At 62.7% G+C, this 18,367-nt stretch carries 17 protein-coding genes and 1 CRISPR repeat array (1 of these 18 cut by a window edge); of the genes, 8 read left to right on the top strand and 9 right to left on the bottom strand.

The window, feature by feature from the left end; translation table 11 throughout:
• The first annotated feature begins 116 nt into the window (after positions 1–116).
• Positions 117–980, top strand: coding sequence for an IclR family transcriptional regulator (locus AC22G6_RS14680; RefSeq protein ID WP_487367366.1), 864 nt, complete (start codon positions 117–119; stop codon positions 978–980).
• A 33-nt stretch (positions 981–1,013) separates the two neighbouring features.
• On the opposite strand, the gene maiA is transcribed toward AC22G6_RS14680, so the two are convergent.
• From maiA to AC22G6_RS14645, 7 genes are all read right to left on the bottom strand, one after another.
• Complete coding sequence (maiA, locus tag AC22G6_RS14675) at positions 1,014–1,658, bottom strand: maleylacetoacetate isomerase (protein WP_487367365.1); 645 nt, start codon at positions 1,656–1,658, stop codon at positions 1,014–1,016.
• A gap of 132 nt (positions 1,659–1,790) precedes the next feature.
• Positions 1,791–2,822, bottom strand: a complete 1,032-nt coding sequence (locus AC22G6_RS14670; RefSeq protein ID WP_487367364.1) for a TRAP transporter substrate-binding protein — start codon at positions 2,820–2,822, stop codon at positions 1,791–1,793.
• Positions 2,823–2,897: 75 nt separating this feature from the next.
• Positions 2,898–3,911: a fumarylacetoacetate hydrolase family protein gene (locus AC22G6_RS14665; RefSeq protein ID WP_487367363.1), complete on the bottom strand. Its 1,014-nt coding sequence runs from the start codon at positions 3,909–3,911 to the stop codon at positions 2,898–2,900.
• Positions 3,908–4,450 carry a VOC family protein gene (locus AC22G6_RS14660; RefSeq protein WP_487367362.1) on the bottom strand — a complete coding sequence of 181 codons (543 nt, stop codon included), beginning with the start codon at positions 4,448–4,450 and terminating at the stop codon, positions 3,908–3,910. Before AC22G6_RS14660 ends, AC22G6_RS14665 begins: the two co-directional genes overlap by 4 nt.
• Positions 4,451–4,477: 27 nt before the next feature.
• Positions 4,478–4,702: a DUF2783 domain-containing protein gene (locus tag AC22G6_RS14655; protein WP_108948601.1), complete on the bottom strand. Its 225-nt coding sequence runs from the start codon at positions 4,700–4,702 to the stop codon at positions 4,478–4,480.
• Between the two features lie 11 nt (positions 4,703–4,713).
• Complete coding sequence (locus tag AC22G6_RS14650; RefSeq protein ID WP_487367361.1) at positions 4,714–6,381, bottom strand: FAD-dependent oxidoreductase; 1,668 nt, start codon at positions 6,379–6,381, stop codon at positions 4,714–4,716.
• 123 nt (positions 6,382–6,504) lie between these two features.
• Positions 6,505–7,467, bottom strand: coding sequence for an MBL fold metallo-hydrolase (locus AC22G6_RS14645; RefSeq protein WP_108948603.1), 963 nt, complete (start codon positions 7,465–7,467; stop codon positions 6,505–6,507).
• A gap of 198 nt (positions 7,468–7,665) precedes the next feature.
• Between AC22G6_RS14645 and AC22G6_RS14640 the strand changes: the two genes are divergently transcribed.
• From AC22G6_RS14640 to cas3f, 3 genes are read left to right on the top strand one after another with little or no spacing between them, the layout of a single operon-like run.
• Complete coding sequence (locus AC22G6_RS14640) at positions 7,666–8,712, top strand: helix-turn-helix transcriptional regulator (protein WP_487367360.1); 1,047 nt, start codon at positions 7,666–7,668, stop codon at positions 8,710–8,712.
• Positions 8,713–8,715: 3 nt separating this feature from the next.
• Positions 8,716–9,693: a type I-F CRISPR-associated endonuclease Cas1f gene (gene cas1f, locus AC22G6_RS14635; protein WP_487367359.1), complete on the top strand. Its 978-nt coding sequence runs from the start codon at positions 8,716–8,718 to the stop codon at positions 9,691–9,693.
• The gene (gene cas3f, locus AC22G6_RS14630) at positions 9,690–13,061 is read left to right on the top strand and encodes a type I-F CRISPR-associated helicase Cas3f (RefSeq protein ID WP_487367358.1); all 3,372 of its coding nucleotides are present in this window, start codon (positions 9,690–9,692) and stop codon (positions 13,059–13,061) included. The genes cas1f and cas3f overlap by 4 nt, the downstream gene beginning before the upstream one ends.
• Positions 13,062–13,087: 26 nt before the next feature.
• Here the strand turns inward: cas3f and AC22G6_RS14625 are convergent, their stop codons facing one another.
• Positions 13,088–13,459, bottom strand: a complete 372-nt coding sequence (locus AC22G6_RS14625; RefSeq protein WP_108975552.1) for a HepT-like ribonuclease domain-containing protein — start codon at positions 13,457–13,459, stop codon at positions 13,088–13,090.
• On the bottom strand, positions 13,456–13,746 hold the full coding sequence (locus AC22G6_RS14620) for a nucleotidyltransferase family protein (protein ID WP_108975554.1): 291 nt from the start codon (positions 13,744–13,746) through the stop codon (positions 13,456–13,458). Before AC22G6_RS14620 ends, AC22G6_RS14625 begins: the two co-directional genes overlap by 4 nt.
• A 100-nt stretch (positions 13,747–13,846) precedes the next feature.
• Between AC22G6_RS14620 and csy1 the strand changes: the two genes are divergently transcribed.
• From csy1 to cas6f, 4 genes are read left to right on the top strand one after another with little or no spacing between them, the layout of a single operon-like run.
• The gene (gene csy1, locus AC22G6_RS14615) at positions 13,847–15,211 is read left to right on the top strand and encodes a type I-F CRISPR-associated protein Csy1 (RefSeq protein ID WP_487367357.1); all 1,365 of its coding nucleotides are present in this window, start codon (positions 13,847–13,849) and stop codon (positions 15,209–15,211) included.
• The gene (csy2, locus tag AC22G6_RS14610) at positions 15,208–16,194 is read left to right on the top strand and encodes a type I-F CRISPR-associated protein Csy2 (protein WP_487367356.1); all 987 of its coding nucleotides are present in this window, start codon (positions 15,208–15,210) and stop codon (positions 16,192–16,194) included. The genes csy1 and csy2 overlap by 4 nt, the downstream gene beginning before the upstream one ends.
• A 33-nt stretch (positions 16,195–16,227) precedes the next feature.
• Positions 16,228–17,247 carry a type I-F CRISPR-associated protein Csy3 gene (gene csy3 / locus AC22G6_RS14605; protein WP_487367355.1) on the top strand — a complete coding sequence of 340 codons (1,020 nt, stop codon included), beginning with the start codon at positions 16,228–16,230 and terminating at the stop codon, positions 17,245–17,247.
• A gap of 2 nt (positions 17,248–17,249) precedes the next feature.
• Positions 17,250–17,813, top strand: coding sequence for a type I-F CRISPR-associated endoribonuclease Cas6/Csy4 (gene cas6f / locus AC22G6_RS14600; RefSeq protein WP_487367354.1), 564 nt, complete (start codon positions 17,250–17,252; stop codon positions 17,811–17,813).
• 129 nt (positions 17,814–17,942) lie between these two features.
• A CRISPR array of direct repeats spans positions 17,943–18,367; the repeat unit is 28 nt; unit sequence CGTCACTGCCGGACAGGCAGCTCAGAAA (it continues 4,466 nt past the right edge of the window).

The raw sequence follows: 18,367 nt of genomic DNA, 5'->3' as shown, positions 1-18,367 counted from the left end.
CAGCCCGCGGAAATCGTTCGCAGCCCGGACACGCCCCCTCACACGTCATGTCGAACCCTACAAACGACGATCAACTGCTTTGAAAATGCTACCATTTGCGCCATGCAGGAGAGCAAATGCTGACAAACGACAAACCCGGCCCGAGCACACCGGAACCTCATCACGGCGGCACCGAAGGCCGGTCGGCGGAGCGCGTCGACCGTCGCGGCATCCAGTCGATCGAGGTCGGCGGCACCTTGCTGCAGGCGCTGGTGCGAAACGGCACCCCGATGATGCTCAAGGACCTTGCGCGCGAGGCCGGCATGCCGCCGGCAAAGGCCCACCCCTACCTGGTGAGCTTCGGCAAGCTCGGACTCATCGAACAGGATCCCGTCACCGGCCGCTACGGCCTGGGGCCGTTCTCCCTGCAGATGGGCCTGACCGCACTGCACGCGCTCGACCCGCTCAAGGCGGCGATGCCCGAAATCGCCAAGCTGGCCGATGACATCCAGCTCAACGTGGCGATCGCGGTATGGGGCAATCGTGGCCCCACCATCATCCGCATCGAAGAGTGCCACCGCCCGATCCATATCAACATGCGTCCGGGCACCGTGATGACGCCGCTGATGCTCACGGCCACCGGCCGCGTCTTTGCCGCCTTCCTGCCCGATCGCATCACCCGCCCGCTGGTGGACGAAGAGCTGTCGCAACTTGCTGCGGGCGAACAGCCGGCGCTCAAGATGTCAAAGCGTCATATCGACGAGATCCTGAGCGATGTGCGCAAACATGGCATCGCACGCGCCCTCGGCCACCCGATCCCGGGCATCAACGCCTTCTGCGCCCCGGTGTTCGACAACAGCGGCGCACTTTCGCTGGCCATTACCGCGATGGGCCCCGCAGGCGCCTTCGACACCGACTGGAACGGCAGCACCGCCACCAAGGTGCGTGCCTGCGCCCGCGAGATTTCCGGCCGCCTGGGCAATATCTCGGGCGCGGGCTGAATACGACGGGGCAGTCACGGCCCCGGCTGCACCTCACTCGGCGTCGGACTGATTCCCCGGCGCCGCGAGGCGGAAGGCTTCGAGGTCTTCGCAGCGTTCGGCAATGCGGCTGATTACCGGCAGCGCGTCCATCCGGCAATTGAAGCGACGCGCATTGAACACCTGCGGCACCAGACAGCAATCTGCCAGCGTGGGCGTGTCCCCATGGCAGAACGCACCGGTACGCTCGTCGACCGCGAGCATTGCTTCGACCGCGGTAAGCCCCAGTTCGATCCAGTGCCGATACCACGCGCTCTTCTGCTCGTCACTCGCGCCCAGGTCGCGCCCGAGGTACTGCAGCACGCGCAGGTTGTTGAGCGGATGAATGTCGCAGGCAATGGCCTGCGCAATCGCGCGGATACGGGCGCGGTCGACTGGCGTCCCGGGCAGCAGCGCCGGCTCGGGGTGGGTTTCATCCAGGTACTCGATGATCGCCATCGACTGGGTCATCACCCGGCCCCCTTCCACGAGCGCGGGCACCAGGGCTGCGGGATTGACCGCCAGATAGTCTTCCTGCCTGTGCTCGCCGCCGGTGCGGGTCAGGTGGACGGGTATCGACTCGTAGTCCAGCCCCTTGAGATTGAGGGCAATACGCACGCGATAGGCCGCCGAACTGCGGAAGTAGGTATAGAGCTTCATGGTGTCTCCTGTGTTAACCAGGCAACGCGCCACCCCGAGCATACGCAGCATGACCCGGCCGGTTCAAGACCGGGCCCTGTGCTGAGGGCGGTTACGCCCGTGCAGCACGCGGCGACCGGGGCCTAGCCCGGATCAGCGCTTGTACTTCTCGATCAGGCTCTTCGCGCTGTCGAGCATGGCCTGCCCGGGGTAACCCTTGCCGTTCATCTCATCGACCCACTCTGCCGCCAGCTTGTCGCCTTCCTTGCGCCACGACGCCAGCTCCGACGCTGGAATGGTGTTGAACACGTTACCGTGATCAACCGCCTGCTGACGTGCAGCCGGCGCGGACTCATCCCACACGCGACCGATCTGGGCCGAGAAATCAGCACCGGCGTTATTGTCGATCACCTTCTTCAGGTCCGCCGGCAGACTGTCGTACTTTGCCTTGTTCATCGCGATGACAAACACCGCCGTGTACAGGGCCGGTTCGGCAGGATCGGTTTCGGTGTGATACTTCGTGAGCTCCTGCAGCTTCATCGTGGGAATCACCTCCCACGGCAGGACGTAGCCGTCGATCACGCCCTTGGACATCGACTCGGTAACCGCGGGCAGCGGCATTGCGACGGGCGCGGCACCGAAAGCGGCCAGCATCTTGTTGGTAAGCCGGGTGGGCGCGCGCATCTTCAGCCCGTTGAAGTCGGCCATCGTGCTGATCTGCCTGTTGCCATGCACGTAGCCGTTGTCATGCACGTGAAAGGCCAGCGGCTTGACCCGCGCAAAATCCTTCTTGCCGTAGGTCTCGACGTATTCCCAAAGCGCACGGCTGGTCGACTCGGCCGAACGCGACATGAAGGGGAGCTCGAACGCCTCGACCGACGGGAACCGCCCCGCGGTATAGCCGGGCAGGGTCCACACGATGTCGGCCACGCCATCGGTCGCCTGCTGGATCAGCTGCGGCGGCGTGCCGCCAAGCTGCATCGAGGGATAGATCTGACATTTGAGCCGGTTCGCGGACTCCTTGGCGATCTTCTCGCACCAGGGCAGCAACACCTTTTGCTGCGACAGGGCCGCCGACGGCCAGAAGTGCGCCACCTTGAGCGTGATCTCCTGCGCACCGGCCAGCGTGGCGCCCAGCGCAAGTGCAGCGCCAAACGCTGCGTTCACGAAATGTCGGGTCTTCATGCGTGTCTCCGTTCTTTCTTATAAGCCTGGGTCGTACGCCGCCCGCGTCGGCGGGTGGATGCTGCTGACGAGCGCTCAGCCGGCTGGCGTCGCGACCGTGTTCTCGATGGCACCGAAGATGCTGCGCCCGTCGCCGTCGAACATCTCGATGCGAACCCTGTCACCGGCGCGCATGAAGGGCGTCACCGCCTTGCCCTGCTCGATGGTTTCATAAGTCCGCACTTCTGCCAGGCAGCAATATCCAACGCCGCCATTCTCGACCGACGAGCCCCACAGGTTGCCCTGCTTGTTGGACACCGTGCCGGAGCCGACGATGGTACCGGCCTCCAGCTGACGTGTCTTGGCGGCATGCGCCACCAGTTGCGCCAGGCTGAATGTCATGTCGATGCCCGCGTTCGGATGACCGAAGCGTTTCTCGTTGAGGTCGACCACCAGCGGCAGATGCACCTTGGCATCGCGCCACGCCACACCGAGCTCGTCCGGCGTGACCGCTACCGGGCTGAAGGCGCTTGACGGCTTGCTCTGGAAGAAGCCGAATCCCTTCGCCAGCTCGTTGGGGATCAGGTTGCGCAACGATACGTCATTGACCAGCATCAGCAGCCGGATGGCCTTTCCCGCCACCTCTGGGCTCGCGCCCATCGGCACGTCGCCGGTCACCACGGTCACTTCAGCCTCGAAGTCGATGCCCCAGCTTTCATCTGCCACCACCTTGTCGCGCGGGCCGATGAAGCTGTCCGAGCCGCCCTGGTACATCAGCGGATCGGTGTAGAAGGACGCCGGCACTTCGGAGTTGCGCGCCTTGCGCACCAGTTCGACGTGGTTGATGTAAGCCGACCCGTCGGCCCACTGATAGGCGCGCGGCAGCGGCGAATGGCAGTGCACCGGGTCGAAGGGGATCGCGTGGCGCGCATGGCCGGCGTTGAGCATGTCGTAGACGAGCTCGAGCTCGGCCACCACGTTATCCCAGTCATCAAGCGCCGCCTGCAGGGTTTTGGCGATACCGCCCACGGTCTGGCAGATGCTCAGGTCGCGGCTGACAACGACGAGCGTGCCGTCACGGCCGCCATGCTTGAGGGTAGCGAGCTTCAATTGAACATCTCCTTGTGACGGCCGTCATGCATCCATGCGGCGTGCTTGGGCGCCTTCTTGGTCTTTGCCCATTCTTCGAGCATGTCCCACTTTACCTTGTCGAGCGCTTCGAGCATCTTCGGGCTGCCAGTGTTGCACGCCAGCTCAAGGCGGTGGCCGTTCGGATCGAAGAAATAGATCGACTGGAACAGGGCGTGATCGGTGGGGCCGATGACCTCGATCCCCGCCGCTTCGAGCCGCGCCTTGGCCGCCATCAGCACCTCCATCGACTCAACCTCCATCGCCAGATGCTGGGTCCAGGCCGGAGTGTTCTCGTCGCGTCCCATCGGCGCCCGCGTGGGCAGCTCGAAAAAGGCCAGCACGTTGCCCATGCCCGCATCCATGAAGATGTGCATGTAGGGGTCGGCCTCGCCAGTGGAGGGCACGGCGTCCTCGGCAATCGACAGCACCAGCTTCATGTCGAGGTTCTTCTCGTACCAGCGCGCGGTTTCGAGTGCGTCCTTGCAGCGGTAAGCGACGTGGTGAATCTTCTTGATCATGATGGATGTCTCCTGCTTGCGTGTGGCTCAGACGCCTTCGCGGGCGATCTTCATCGCCTCGCGCAGCACCGATATGTCGCCGATGTGATTCGACAGCAACAGGATCAGGCGGGCGTTGACTGCGGCGCTCTGTTCGTCGGTGAGGTCGCGGTGGGTTTCGATCAGGGCTTCGTAGAAGTCGTCGCCAGGTGAGAAGGCACGGAAGTAGCGTTTGCCGGGTTCGTGCAGATTGCTTTGTGTATTCAGGGCCATGGTCTGCTCCTTCAGGCGTTGCAGCTTGCTTTGGCGACGGCTGCGCGCACTTTCGCCACATCGAGGGCGCGCCAGCGCGCGGCCACGTGTTGATCGGGACGGGCCAGAATGCTCGCACCGGGGCTGAGGTCGTAACGTTCGCGGATACGCCCCTTGGTGTCGATCAGGGTTTTCAGCCCTGCCGGTGCCGTGCCGCGCTCGGCCACCACAAGGGCCTCGACCGCAATCGGTGCATCTACCAGTGCAGCAAGCGCCTGCACCGTTGCAGCATCCAGCGCGGACGCATCCGGCACGTAATGCAGCAGCTTGAAGCCGTTACCGAGCACCCCGAGCAACCACTGCGCGCCGCCTGCGGTCTCGATCGGTGCGTCGTCCATCGATGCGCCCGGCACCATGTCGCCGGCAAACTCGTCACTGTCCGGGGTATTTAGCCGCGATTCCGTATAGAAGCTCGGCACCGACAGACGCCCCGAATTGACCAGCGCACGCGCAAACGGATAGTGCTCGGCCAGACCCAGCACCGCGTTGCGGAAGGTCTTGCTGACGGCGCTCTTGGGGGTGATGAAGTCGGTCGAGCGCGTCGAGTTCATCAGGTTCTCGTCGGCGGCGAATACACGCTCGTCGCTGTAGGTGTCGAGCAGATCGGGCGGTGCCTTGCCATCCATCACCAGTTTGAGCTTCCACGCCAGGTTGTCCGCATCCTGAATGCCGGAGTTGGCGCCACGCGCTCCGAAGGGCGACACCTGGTGCGCCGCATCGCCGACGAAGAGCACGCGCCCGTGGTTGAAGCGGTTCATGCGTCGGCACTGGAAGGTATACACGCTGACCCATTCCAGTTCGAACTCGCGCTCGTCACCGAGCATCGCCTTGATGCGCGGGATGACGTTCTCGGGCTTTTTCTCTTCTTCCGGGTCGGCCTGCCAGCCGAGCTGGAAGTCGATGCGCCACACGTTGTCAGCCTGGCGGTGCAGCAGCACCGACTGGTTGGGGTGAAACGGCGGGTCGAACCAGAACCAGCGCTCGGCGGGATACTCGGCCTTCATCACCACGTCCGCGATCAGGAAGCGGTCCATGAAGATCTTGCCGTCGATGTCCAGCCCCATCATCGTGCGGATCGGGCTGCGTGCGCCGTCAGCGACCACCAGCCAGTCGGTACTCAGGGTGTAGGCGCCATCGGGCGTTTCCACCCGCAGCGAGGCCTTGCCCTCGTCCTGCGTCAGCGCAATCACGGTGTTCTTGAAGCGCATCTCGAGATTGGGCAACTGCTGAGCGCGCCTGACCAGGTAATCCTCGAGGTAGTACTGCTGCAGGTTGATCATGCCCGGGCGGTGGTGGTCCGGCTGCGGGCACAGGTTGAAGTTGAACACTTCCTCTTCGCGGAAGAAGGTGCGGCCCACGTTCCACGACACCCCCTTCTGCACCATCTCTTCGCCGCAACCGAGGCGGTCGAGCACTTCGAGCGCGCGCTTGGCATAGCACACCCCGCGCGAGCCGAAAGACACGGTGTCGTCGTTATCCAGCAGCAACACGTCGCAGCCCTGCTGCGCGAGGTCGATGGCGGTCGTCAGGCCAACCGGACCGGCGCCGACCACAACAACCGGATAGTGCCCGTCGCGCCCCTCGCTGATCTCGGGCGGACGTCGATAGTCGAATTTCGGGTATGAGAACGTGCTTGGCACGGCTGTCTCCTCCAGGTCTGTCAATGAGACGCGGCGCCGCCCATCTGCGGGGCGTGTCGCCGGATGCTGTCGATACTCTGTTGTAGTACGAGCTTGCGGGCGCAGCTCACGCCCGGCAAAGCATCACTCCTGCAGCGCGTGCCACATCTGCTGGTCGCGCTCGGCGGTCCAGATGCGCGGATCACGAATGCCGCTGGCTTCGTCATGCGCGCGGGTCACGTCGAAGGGCAGGCAATGCTCGTAGATGAAGACCTGGCCGAACTTCGGATCCATGTTGGCCCGTGCATGCGCCATCGTGCCCTTCAGATCCAGACCCTTCGCCACCGCTTCCTGCGCGCTGCGATACAGCGTCGAGACGAAATCGCGGGTGTAGGCCAGGCCTTCCTGCACACGCTGCGGGCTGAGCAGCGCGGGGCCACGGCCCGGCACCAGCTTGTCGAAGTTCATCGCAGCGAGGTTGTCCAGCGTCTGTGGCCAGTCGGCCAGGTAGGCGTCGCCGGTATAACAGGCGGCATCGGCCTCGACCAGATCGCCGGAGAAGCAGATGTTCTGCGACGGCAGATAGACAATGGTGTCGCCCTTGGTGTGACCACGACCAACCTGCTTGATCTTCACCTCGAGCTTGCCCATCCACAGCGTCATTTCGCCCTGGAAGGTCATCGTCGGCCAGGTCAGGCCGGGCACGCTCTCGACCGCGTTGAACAGGCGCGGGAAACGCCCGATCTCCGAATCCATGTCCTGCTGGCCACGCTCAACGATCAGGTCGTAGGTGTCCTGGCTGGCAATGATCTGCTCCAGGCCTTCGTTCTTGTAGCCCGAAGCGCCCAGCACACGTACCGCGTGATAGTGGGTGAGCACCACGTACTTGATCGGCTTGTCGGTGAGTTCGCGCACCTTGGCGATCACCTCCTGAGCCATCACCGGAGTCGCGGTCGCGTCGATGATCATCACCGAATCGTCACCGATGATGATGCCGGTGTTCGGATCACCCTCGGCGGTATAGGCGTAGGCATTCTCGGACAGCTTGTCGAAACTGACCTGCTTCACTTCGAGGTCAGCCTGGGAAGCAAAAACCTTGGTGTTCATTGTTGTCGTCTCCTGATTGGGTGGATGGGTGCATCGTAGTTGATGATTTGTTAATGGTCAATACGTTCGCCAATAGCAAATTTCACGACACACACCCAACAGCGTCCGACACCCACCGCGCGCACGTGGCCGATAATTCCAAATTGGTAGCACAACCCATCTTGGTTATGATTCTGCGATTACATCAAGAGAACCACCGTGAGCCAGACCGACCGCATCGTGAGCATTCGACGCCTGTTCTCGGAACGGCGCCTGGTATCCCGGGCCATGCTGCTCGAAACGCTGGAGGTGTCGCTCGCCACCCTTAAGCGCGACCTCGCCTTCCTGCGCAACAACATGAACACCCCGATCGTGTTCGACCACGAGCACGCCGCCTACCGGATCGACCCCACCCAGACCACCGGCGCTCAGTTCGAGCTCCCCGGCATGTGGTTCAGCGACAAGGAGATCCACGCGCTGCTCACCATGCAGCACCTGCTCGCCAACCTCGACCCCGGCGGCCTGCTCGCCCCCCACGTCGCCCCGCTCATCGAACGCCTCAACAAACTGCTCGGCGCCGCCGACAACCCCGCCGACGAAATCCGCCGCCGCGTGCTCATCGTCGGCATCGGCAAGCGCAGCATGAAGCTCGCCCACTTCGAAAACATCGGCGCCGCCCTGCTCCGCCGCAAGCGTCTGCGCATCCGCTACTACGCCCGCGGCAAGGACGAAGAGAACGAACGCGAGATCTCGCCGCAGCGGCTCGTTCATTACCGCGAGAACTGGTACCTCGACGCCTGGTGCCACCTGCGCGGCGCCCTGCGCAATTTCGCTGTGGACAGCATTCGCAGCGTCAACCTGCTCGACCGCGCAGCCGACGACATCCCCAGCAAGACCCTCGACACCGTGCTCGGCCCCGGCTACGGCATCTTCGCCGGCGACCAGCTGCAATGGGCGCGACTGCGCTTCAGCGCGGAACGCTCAAGGTGGGTCGCGAGCGAACACTGGCACCCAGACCAGCGCGGCACGTTTGAAGCGGACGGACGCTACGTGCTGGAAGTGCCGTATGCCGATCATCGGGAGCTGATGATGGATGTGCTCAAGCACGGGCGGCACTGCGAGGTGCTGGGGCCGGAGGGGCTGCGGGCGCAGGTCCGCACAGAGATCGCGGCAATGATCGCAGCCGCAGAAGAGCCGCCCTCTGGCTCACTCCATGAGCCTGAGTATGTACAAGATATCGCCAGTCTTGATCAACCCGGAGACTGAAGAATGCAAGTTCTAACGCCTTCAGACCTGAAGACCATCCTGCACTCGAAACGAGCCAACCTCTACTACCTCGAGCATTGCCGGGTTCTGGTCAATGGCGGGCGGGTTGAATACGTTACCGACGAAGGAAAGCAGTCTCTTTACTGGAACATTCCGATTGCCAACACAACGACCATTCTGCTCGGCACCGGCACCTCGGTGACTCAAGCCGCCATGCGCGAACTGGCCAAGGCTGGCGTCATGGTTGGTTTCTGCGGTAGTGGAGGCACCCCGCTGTTCAGTGCCAATGAAGTCGACTTTGAGGTTGCGTGGTTCTCCCCTCAAAGCGAATACCGCCCAACGGAATACCTTCAGCACTGGGTGGGTTTCTGGTTTGATGATCGACTCCGCCTCGACGCTGCCAAGGCCATTCAGCGGGCAAGACTCGCTCGCATTGCGGCGCACTGGACAAACAACCGCCGCCTGGCCGAGGCGGATTTCATCATTCCGGCAGAACGCCTCACGAATGCGCTCGAAGCATCACTCCGCGAGATAGACCGTGCGCCAGACAATACCGCGCTACTTACGGAAGAGGCTCGCCTCACCAAGAAGCTGTTCAAACTCGCTTGCGACGCAAGCAACTATGGAGACTTTACCCGCGCAAAGGGTGGCAGCGGGGGCGACCCGGCCAACCGATTCCTCGACCACGGCAACTATTTGGCCTATGGCCTGGGCGCCACGGCAACCTGGGTGCTCGGTCTCCCTCATGGCCTTGCAGTGCTTCACGGAAAGACGCGCCGAGGCGGGCTGGTGTTCGACGCCGCAGACCTCGTCAAAGACGCGGTCATCCTGCCCCAGGCATTCGTCTCTGCAATGCGCGGAGACAGCGAACAGGAATTCCGGGAGAGCTGCATCGAAGCGCTCGTTCAGACCGAGTCGCTCGACTTCATGATCGACTCGCTCAAGGCCATTGCCACCAGCATCGGTAGTGCCTCCAAATGAACGTGCTACTTGTTTCCCAGTGCAGCAAGAATGCACTCACTGAAACCCGGCGCGTTCTTGATCAGTTCGCCGAGCGTCGCGGCGAGCGAACCTGGCAGACACCCATCACGCAGGCAGGCCTGGAAACCCTCCACCGGTTACTCCGCAAGACTGCGCGCAAGAACACGGCCGTCGCCTGCCACTGGATCCGCGGAAAGGACCACAGCGAGTTGCTGTGGATTGTCGGTGATGCACGACAGTTCAACGAGCAAGGGGCAACGCCGACCAACATGACGCGGCGCAACGTGCTGCGGGCGGAATCGGAGAACGACTGGCACAGCCTCACCCGCATCCACTTGCTCACCTCGCTCGCTGCACTCTTGCACGATCTGGGAAAGGCGTGCCTCGCTTTTCAGCAACGACTGACTGCGAAAGGGCCGGTCGAGCGCAACCTCTATCGCCACGAATGGGTATCGCTGCGCCTGTTTCAGGCTTTCGTAGGCGATAGTTCAGACGCCGAATGGCTGGAACGGCTCATTGCGCCGTCGGCGGACGACGACCAAAGCTGGACCACGCGCGTGCTCCGCGACGGACTCGATGCCGCTGCGCAGAACAGCAAGCCATTTGCCGTTCTTCCACCACTGGCAAAGGTCGTCGCTTGGCTGGTACTGACCCATCACCGCCTGCCGGTCATGCCGACCAGGGACAACAACGGCAAGTGGAAGTGGCTGGGTGCGCGCGTAGCCGATCTGAACGCCGCCCAACTGGACAGCCTCCTGGAAAAGGTGGATGCGAACTGGAACGAACTTGCAGATGGCGCAAACAAGGACGCGACCCAAGCCTATTGGAAGTTTCCGCACGGTCTACCTGTCACGACCGATGCCTGGCGCAAACGGGCTTCACGTGTGGCAAGCCGACTGCTGGCAATCGGGCAAAGCGCGGATGTTCGCGACTGCCTGGACGACCCCTATGTGATGCATCTCGGCCGACTCAGCCTGATGCTGGCGGATCACCATTACTCCAGCCTCACCGACCTCGCAGCACGCAGCGACCTCAATCCGGGCTATCCGCTATTCGCAAACACCGACCGCAAAACCGGCACGTTCAACCAGACCCTTGACGAACATCTGCTCGGCGTCGCCAGGCACGCCGGCATGGTCGCACACGCGCTGCCCGGATTCGAGCATCACCTTCCCCGACTGGTCCGTCACAAGGGTTTGCGCAGGCGCAGCGCCGATGCCCGCTTCCGCTGGCAGGATCGTGCAGCCGACCTGGCCGAGGCAATGCGCGAGTCCGCTTTCCGACACGGCGCGTTCATCGTCAACATGGCCTCCACCGGCTGCGGCAAGACGCTTGCCAACGCACGAATCATGAACGCATTGGCCGACCCGTCCCACGGAATGCGCTGCGCCTTCGCCCTTGGCCTGCGCGCCCTCACGCTACAGACCGGCCGCGCCTTCCGCGACGAACTCCAGCTATCGGACGAAGCGCTGGCAATTCGGGTTGGTGGTGCAGCCAACCGCGAGCTGTTCGAACATTACGAACAGCTCGCCGAGCAAAGCGGATCGGCTTCCTCCCAGTCCTTGCTGCCAGAAGACGCGGGCGTAGTCTATGAGGGCAACACGGCACATCCGTTACTGCAGCGCTTGTCCCACGACCCGCGCATCCAAGCCCTGCTCGCCGCACCGCTGCTCGTCTGCACCATCGACCACCTGACCCCAGCGACCGAAAGCCAGCGCGGCGGCGGCCAGATCGCGCCAATGTTGCGCCTGATGAGCGGCGATCTGGTGCTGGACGAACCCGACGACTTCGACATCGACGACCTGCCTGCTCTCGACCGCCTGGTGCATTGGGCCGGCCTGCTCGGTAGCCGCGTGCTGCTGTCTTCTGCGACCCTGCCGCCGGCGCTGGTGCAAGGCCTGTTCGAGGCCTATCTCGACGGACGGCGCTGGTTTCAGCGCAATCGAGGAGAACGACCCGGCGCCATGCCGGAGGTGTGTTGCATGTGGGTAGACGAGTTCGACCAGACGCATCACACCTGTACCGACAGCAATGTATTCGCCGCGCAGCAACTTGATTTCGCCCGGCGTCGCCATGCACGTCTCGCCAAAGAAGCGGCAAGGAGACGCGCCGAACTCCTGCAGCTTCCGCTCGCGGGCAAGCCGCGCGACGCGCTGCGTCCAACACTGGCCGCAACCATGCGCGAGGCGGCGCTAAGCCTGCACGCCACGCACCACTCCATTGATTCTCAGTCGGGCAAACGGGTCAGCTTCGGGCTGGTCCGAATCGCTAATATCGACCCGCTGATCGACGTTGCACTCGCCCTCTACACGCTTGGCGCACCGGACAACATCCGGATTCACCTGTGCACCTATCACTCGCAGTATCCACTGCTGATCCGCTCGGCAATCGAACACCGCCTGGACGCCGCACTCAACCGCCGCACTCCCGACGCCGTCTTTGCGTTACCGGAAATCCGAAGCCGGCTCGACACCAACCCGGAAACCGACCATCTCTTCATCGTGCTCGGTAGCCCGGTCACTGAAGTCGGACGTGACCACGATTACGACTGGGCCGTGGTCGAGCCATCGTCAATGCGCTCACTGATCCAGCTCGCCGGCCGCGTCCGCCGACATCGCCCCGGCACGGTGGCGGCACCGAACATGATGGTGCTCGAGAGCAACCTGCGCCACTTCGAACACCCGGGCGAGCCGGCCTACTGCAAACCCGGATTCGAGACCCCGGAACCCCGCTTCAAGCTACAGTCCCATTGGCTCACGGACCTGCTTGAGGCCGAACACCGCGACATCATCGACGCCCGCCCGAGAATCTTGCCCAAACCGGATGAAGCGCTACTGCCGACGGCGAGACTGGTGGACCTCGAACACGCTCGCATACAGTTTCAGATGCGCCCGCAAACCGGCGAGGCCGAACTCAGCGACTATCAGCGGCGCAAGGGTGCCCGCCCGGTTCCGCCGATCAATGCCACCACCCATTGGCTTCGATCCGGCGTTTCACTGACGGCAGTTCTACCCCAGCAGCAACCCTTCCGCCATGACCCGCTACCAAAAGTGGACGTCATCCTGCTACCGAACGAAGACGATGAGGACTACGCGCTCTTCCGTGTCGCGCCCGGCCAGGACCGCTATCGCAAGCTGTACGTGAAGATCGAGGACAGCATGAACTGTCGCATTGACGATGAGCAGCTTACCGGCACGCGCATCACCCCCTGGGGCGTGACCGACTACATGACGGAACTGGTCGCGCTGGCCGAAGAACGAGACATGACGCTGGAAACATGTGCCGAACGCTATGGCACTGTGACACTACCCACGCACCCACACGGCTGGCGGTTTCATCCTGCGTTGGGTTTCACGAGGAATCGCTGATGGCTGCAACGCCACCCTGCAAGCGCTCATTGAGCGTCAAATTCCCCGGCCGACTGCAAGAGTCTCGGCAATTTTCCTGCAAGTTCAGGAACGGCGTCATGGACCGTATCCCATACAACCTTGATATCGAGTTCGAAGTAACCGTGGGCAATCCGGTTGCGCATACCCCGCATCGCTGCCCACGGAATCTCCGGGTGCGCTGCAGAGAAGTCCGGTGTGCTCTCGGTGATTCGCGACGCCACTTCGCCAATCAACAGCAGATTCAGAACCACCGCCTGCTGGGTTCGCTTGTCATGTTCAAAGGCCTCAAAGTCGAGCCCGTCAATGTAACTGCATGCATTGCCCGCAGCTTCGCGCATTTGCTCGATCCAGAGCGTGAGACGCGCCGTGTTGTTCATAGGGGGCGAGCTTCGCCAATCACTTGCGCACGAATCCGGGCGGGCAAATCGCCAGGCGTAACCACATCAACGCTTACGCCCAGCATGTCTTCAAGCTCCACCTGCAGCCCCCCAAGGTCGAACAGGGTCGTTCCAGGCTGCGGATCAACCAGAAGATCAAGGTCACTGCCGTCCTTGTCCGTTCCATGCAGAACGGAACCAAACACTCGCGGATTACGCACATGGAAACGTGCGGCTGTATCGCGGACCGACTGCTCGCGATGCCGAAGTGCGTCCGACGGTTTCATGGTTCACCTTTGAACTGAGTAAGCCACAACATTTGAACAAGGGGAGGAATGGAATGCAATCACATTCGAGCATCTATCTCACTGATACGGGAAACGCGTGATGACCTCACCCACCGAACGCCGGGTCGCTTTCCGCAATGCCATCGAGCACTTCCTAAAGGAGCGCCTCGTCGCAAAGCTGGACAAGCTGCCGCCCGGCGACCCGAAACGTGACGAACTGACTGCCCAGCACGCTCGCGAGACCTGGCTCGCCGACGCCGCGAGGCGCGTGGCGCAGATCCAGATCGTCACCCACACCCTCAAACCCATCCACCCAGACGCCCGCGGCACCAACCTATTCCGCGAACCCCGCGAGTTGCCTGCGCACCGGGAAGTCGGCAGCCACGTTCTGGGACAGAACTTTAGCAGCGACGTGGTGGGCAACGCAGCCGCGCTCGACGTTTTCAAGCTGCTGAAACTGCCAGTCGAAGGCCGCCCCTTGCTCGCCTGGATGCAGGAAGGCGACGCTGATCTGATCGCAGCACTCAGCGACGACGCCGACCAGGCAGGCGAATGGCTGACCGCTTTCACCGGCATCACTGCTCCTCGTAGCGCCACGCCAAGTTCGCACACCCTGGCCAAGCAGCTCTACTGGCTGGCGGGTAAAGACCCTGCGGACAACGCTCAGTATCACCTGCTCGCCCCCCTTTATTCGAGCGCGCTGGCCCACTCGGTCTTCCAGACCATCAACGAGGACCGCTTCGGCGAGGCCGGCAAGCTCGCGCGACAGGCGCGCTACGCACAACGCGACCACGACACAGGCTATCGCGAGTACCCCGATCTCGCCGTACAGAAATTTGGCGGCACCAAGCCGCAGAACATCAGCCAGTTGAATAGCGAACGCGGAGGCAACAACTACCTGCTGTCTTCGCGTCCGCCAAAGTGGAAGACGCATGCGTTGAAAGCGCCGCTGTTCGTCGACACGGTATTTCCACGACTCGGAAAGATTGCAGAGGTGCGAAACACCGTGCGCATTCTGCGTGACTTCCTGAAGAGTGACCCGCGCCCCACCATGGAAACCCGCAACCGCCGCGATGCCCTGCTCGACCGACTGATCGACGAACTGGTCGACTTCGCCCATCCCCTGCAAGCCGCCCTGCCCGCTGGCTGGACGCGCGATACAGATTGCCGGCTCGTCGAAGCTGAACGGCTCTGGCTGGATCCCGGGCGCGCAGAAACCGACGACGAGACTGACACGGAATTTTCGGCAGCCTGGCACCGCATGGACTGGCCCGTCGAAATCGGACGCCGCTTTGGTAACTGGCTGAACCACGAACTCGGGCAGAGCTTGCCATTGGGCGATATCGAAGGCCGCCACTGGCGCGACGAGTTGCTGCTCCACACGGCATGGGCAGGCAGGTTGCACACGCCGCGGGTTCAGGGCAATGCGCCGACCTACATTCCGGTTAGGGAGGCCATGCAATGAACAACTTGCCCCATAGCGACGGCCTGCTGATCCTGCCGCGCGTGCGCGTGCAAAGCGCCAACGCCATCTCCAGTCCGCTGACCCACGGCTTCCCTGCGATGACCGCCTTCTTCGGCCTGATGTGGGCGCTTGCCCGTAAGCTGGAAGCGCACGATTTGCCGCTTGCCTTCGACAGCGTCGGCGTGATCTGCCATGACTTCGACGAGCAGATCACCGAGGGCGGCTATGTGAAGGCCTTTCGCCTGACGCGCAACCCTGTGGACAAGGACGGTGGTAGCGCGGCCATCGTCGAGGAAGGCCGCATGCACATGGAGATCACGCTGATCTTCGGCGTCAGCGGTGGCTTCGTCGAGCTCGATGAACAAGCGCATGACACCATCGCCCAGACCGCCGCTCACGAGCTGGCCGCCATGCGCATCGCGGGCGGCAGTGTGCTCCCTGACCGCGACTGGCGCAGTCGCCCGGCACTCCTGCGCTTCGGCGACGATGCCGAGGACGTTCGCCGCCGCTTCCGCCATCTGCGCCGCCGCTGGCTGCCGGGCTTCGCGCTGGTGTGCCGGGACGATCTGCTGCACGCACGCCTCGATCAACTGCGCGAAACCGCACCGGAGACGACCGCGCTGGATGCCCTGCTCGATCTGTCGCGCTTCAACTGGCGGCCGGTTCGGCCCGATCCCGCATCGAGTCCCACGTCCAGTGCTGCCGCAAAGGTCGAATGGAAGCCCGAGCCGCGTCCCGGCTGGATCGTACCGATCCCGGTCGGCTTCGGCGCGCTGTCCGAGCTGTTGCTAGCGGGCGAAGTACAAAGCGCACGCGACCGCGACACGCCCTTCCGTTTCGTCGAAAGCCTGTACTCCATTGGCCAGTGGATCAGCCCGCACCGGCTGGACAACGCCGAGCAACTCCTTTGGTACGCCAGCACCGACCCAGCTGCCGGCCTGTACCGCTGCCACAACGACTTCACATCCCGGCAATCTGCCTGAACCACCGAACCTCAATTGAAAGGAATCCAGACCATGACGCTCAAGACCGCTTCCGTACTCGCCTTCGAACGCAAACTCGATCCTTCCGACGCCCTGTTCTACGCCGGCAACTGGGATCAACGCGACATTGCCAACGACTGGCAGGCCGTGTCGATCCGCGAGAAATCCGTGCGTGGCACCATCTCCAACCGGCTGAAGACCAAGGATCAGGACCCTGCAAAGCTCGACGCCGCAATCGAGAACCCCAACCTGCAGACAGTCGACGTCGCCGCGCTGCCCAGTAGCGCCGACACCTTGAAGGTGGTGTTCACGCTGCGCGTCCTCGGTGGCACCGGCAAACCGTCCGCGTGCAATGACGCGGACTACCTGAACAAGCTGCTCGACACCGTGCGCGGCTACGCAGATACGCAGGGCTTCGGCGAACTCGGCCGGCGCTACGCCTTCAACCTCGCCAACGGCCGCTTCCTGTGGCGCAACCGCATCGGAGCCGAGCAGGTGGAAGTGCGGATCGCCCATCTGGTGAGCGGTGCACCACAGGAGACCTGGACCTTCGACGCCCTGGCGCTCCCGCTGCGGAGCTTTGACGCCCCCGCCGAAGCCACTGACGCGCTGAACGGCCTCGCCCGCCTGATCACCGACGGTCTGGCCGGACAGCAACACGTGCTGCTGCAAGTTACGGCCTTCGTCCGCATCGGCGCCGGACAGGAAGTCTTCCCGTCGCAGGAGCTCATCCTCGACCGGGGCCGTGGCGACAAGAGCAAGACGCTCTACCACGTCAACGACATCGCCGGCATCCACTCGCAGAAGATTGGCAATGCTCTGCGCACCATCGACACCTGGTACGAAGACGCCGACGAAATGGGTCCGATCGCGGTCGAGCCCTATGGGTCCGTCACAACCCAGGGCAAGGCCTACCGCCAACCCAAGCAGAAACTCGACTTCTACAACCTGCTCGACAACTGGATCATCAAGGACCAGGTGCCGCCGCTGGCGCAGCAACATTTTGTCATTGCCACCCTGGTACGTGGCGGGGTCTTTGGCGAGGCGGGCTGAGCATGGACCACTACATCGACATCAAACTGCTGCCCGACCCGGAGTTTCCGGCAACCATGCTGATGAACGCTCTGTTTGCGAAACTGCATCGTGGACTGGTTGATCATGGAGGTGGCGACATAGGCGTCAGCTTTCCCGAGGTTGGCGGCAAAACCTTGGCGCTGGGCAGCCAACTGCGTTTGCACGGAAACGCCACAAGCCTGGGGCTGCTCATGCAAAACGGCTGGACTCAAGGTATGCACGACCACATCACGCTCATTGAACCACGCCCCGTTCCAGCAGACGTTAAGCATCGCGTCGTACGCAGGGTGCAGGCCAAGAGCAATCCAGAACGACTCCGCCGCCGGCTGATGTCCCGCAAGCGTATCGGCGGTGAAGATGCTCTGGCAGCCATTCCTGACTCAAGCGCGGAACGCCTGACACTTCCCTATCTGGAGATGTCCAGCCGTACCACGGGGCAGCGCTTCCGACTATTCATCGAGCACTTGGCCCCACAGTCTGAGGCGGTTATTGGTCGCTTCAGCGCTTACGGCCTGAGTAGCACCACGACCGTCCCCTGGTTCTGACCCTTTTTTAGGCGCCGCCAATAGACTTCTTAGAAACAGTCACTTAGCGCTTTGTGTCGTTTTTAGGTGATCGGGCGCCTTTGCGCCCGATTTCTTTAACAATTAGTATCTTAGCGCTTCGTTGTTCTACGTCACTGCCGGACAGGCAGCTCAGAAAACAGCGGCGGCTTCGTGCCCGGCAAGCGGTTCCGTCACTGCCGGACAGGCAGCTCAGAAATACGCATCAGAGGTATTTACGCTCACCGGTGCCGTCACTGCCGGACAGGCAGCTCAGAAATTGCCGGATGGCCCGCCGGTAACGGCAGGCCACGTCACTGCCGGACAGGCAGCTCAGAAATTCAGCACTGGGAACGCTGCTGCGTACTCTTCCGTCACTGCCGGACAGGCAGCTCAGAAATGCGATCAGCGATGGATACACCGCGCCCGCATCGTCACTGCCGGACAGGCAGCTCAGAAAATTCCCGCGACGGGTCTTGTGACAGCCTGATCCGTCACTGCCGGACAGGCAGCTCAGAAATTGCGTTTAGCTTTACTTCACTCCCATACGGCCGTCA

The sequence above is a fragment of the Parazoarcus sp. PS-13 R2A genome (genome assembly GCF_057621855.1).
Note: the sequence above shows the minus strand (reverse complement) of the source record. Positions and strands in the feature narration are given on the sequence as shown.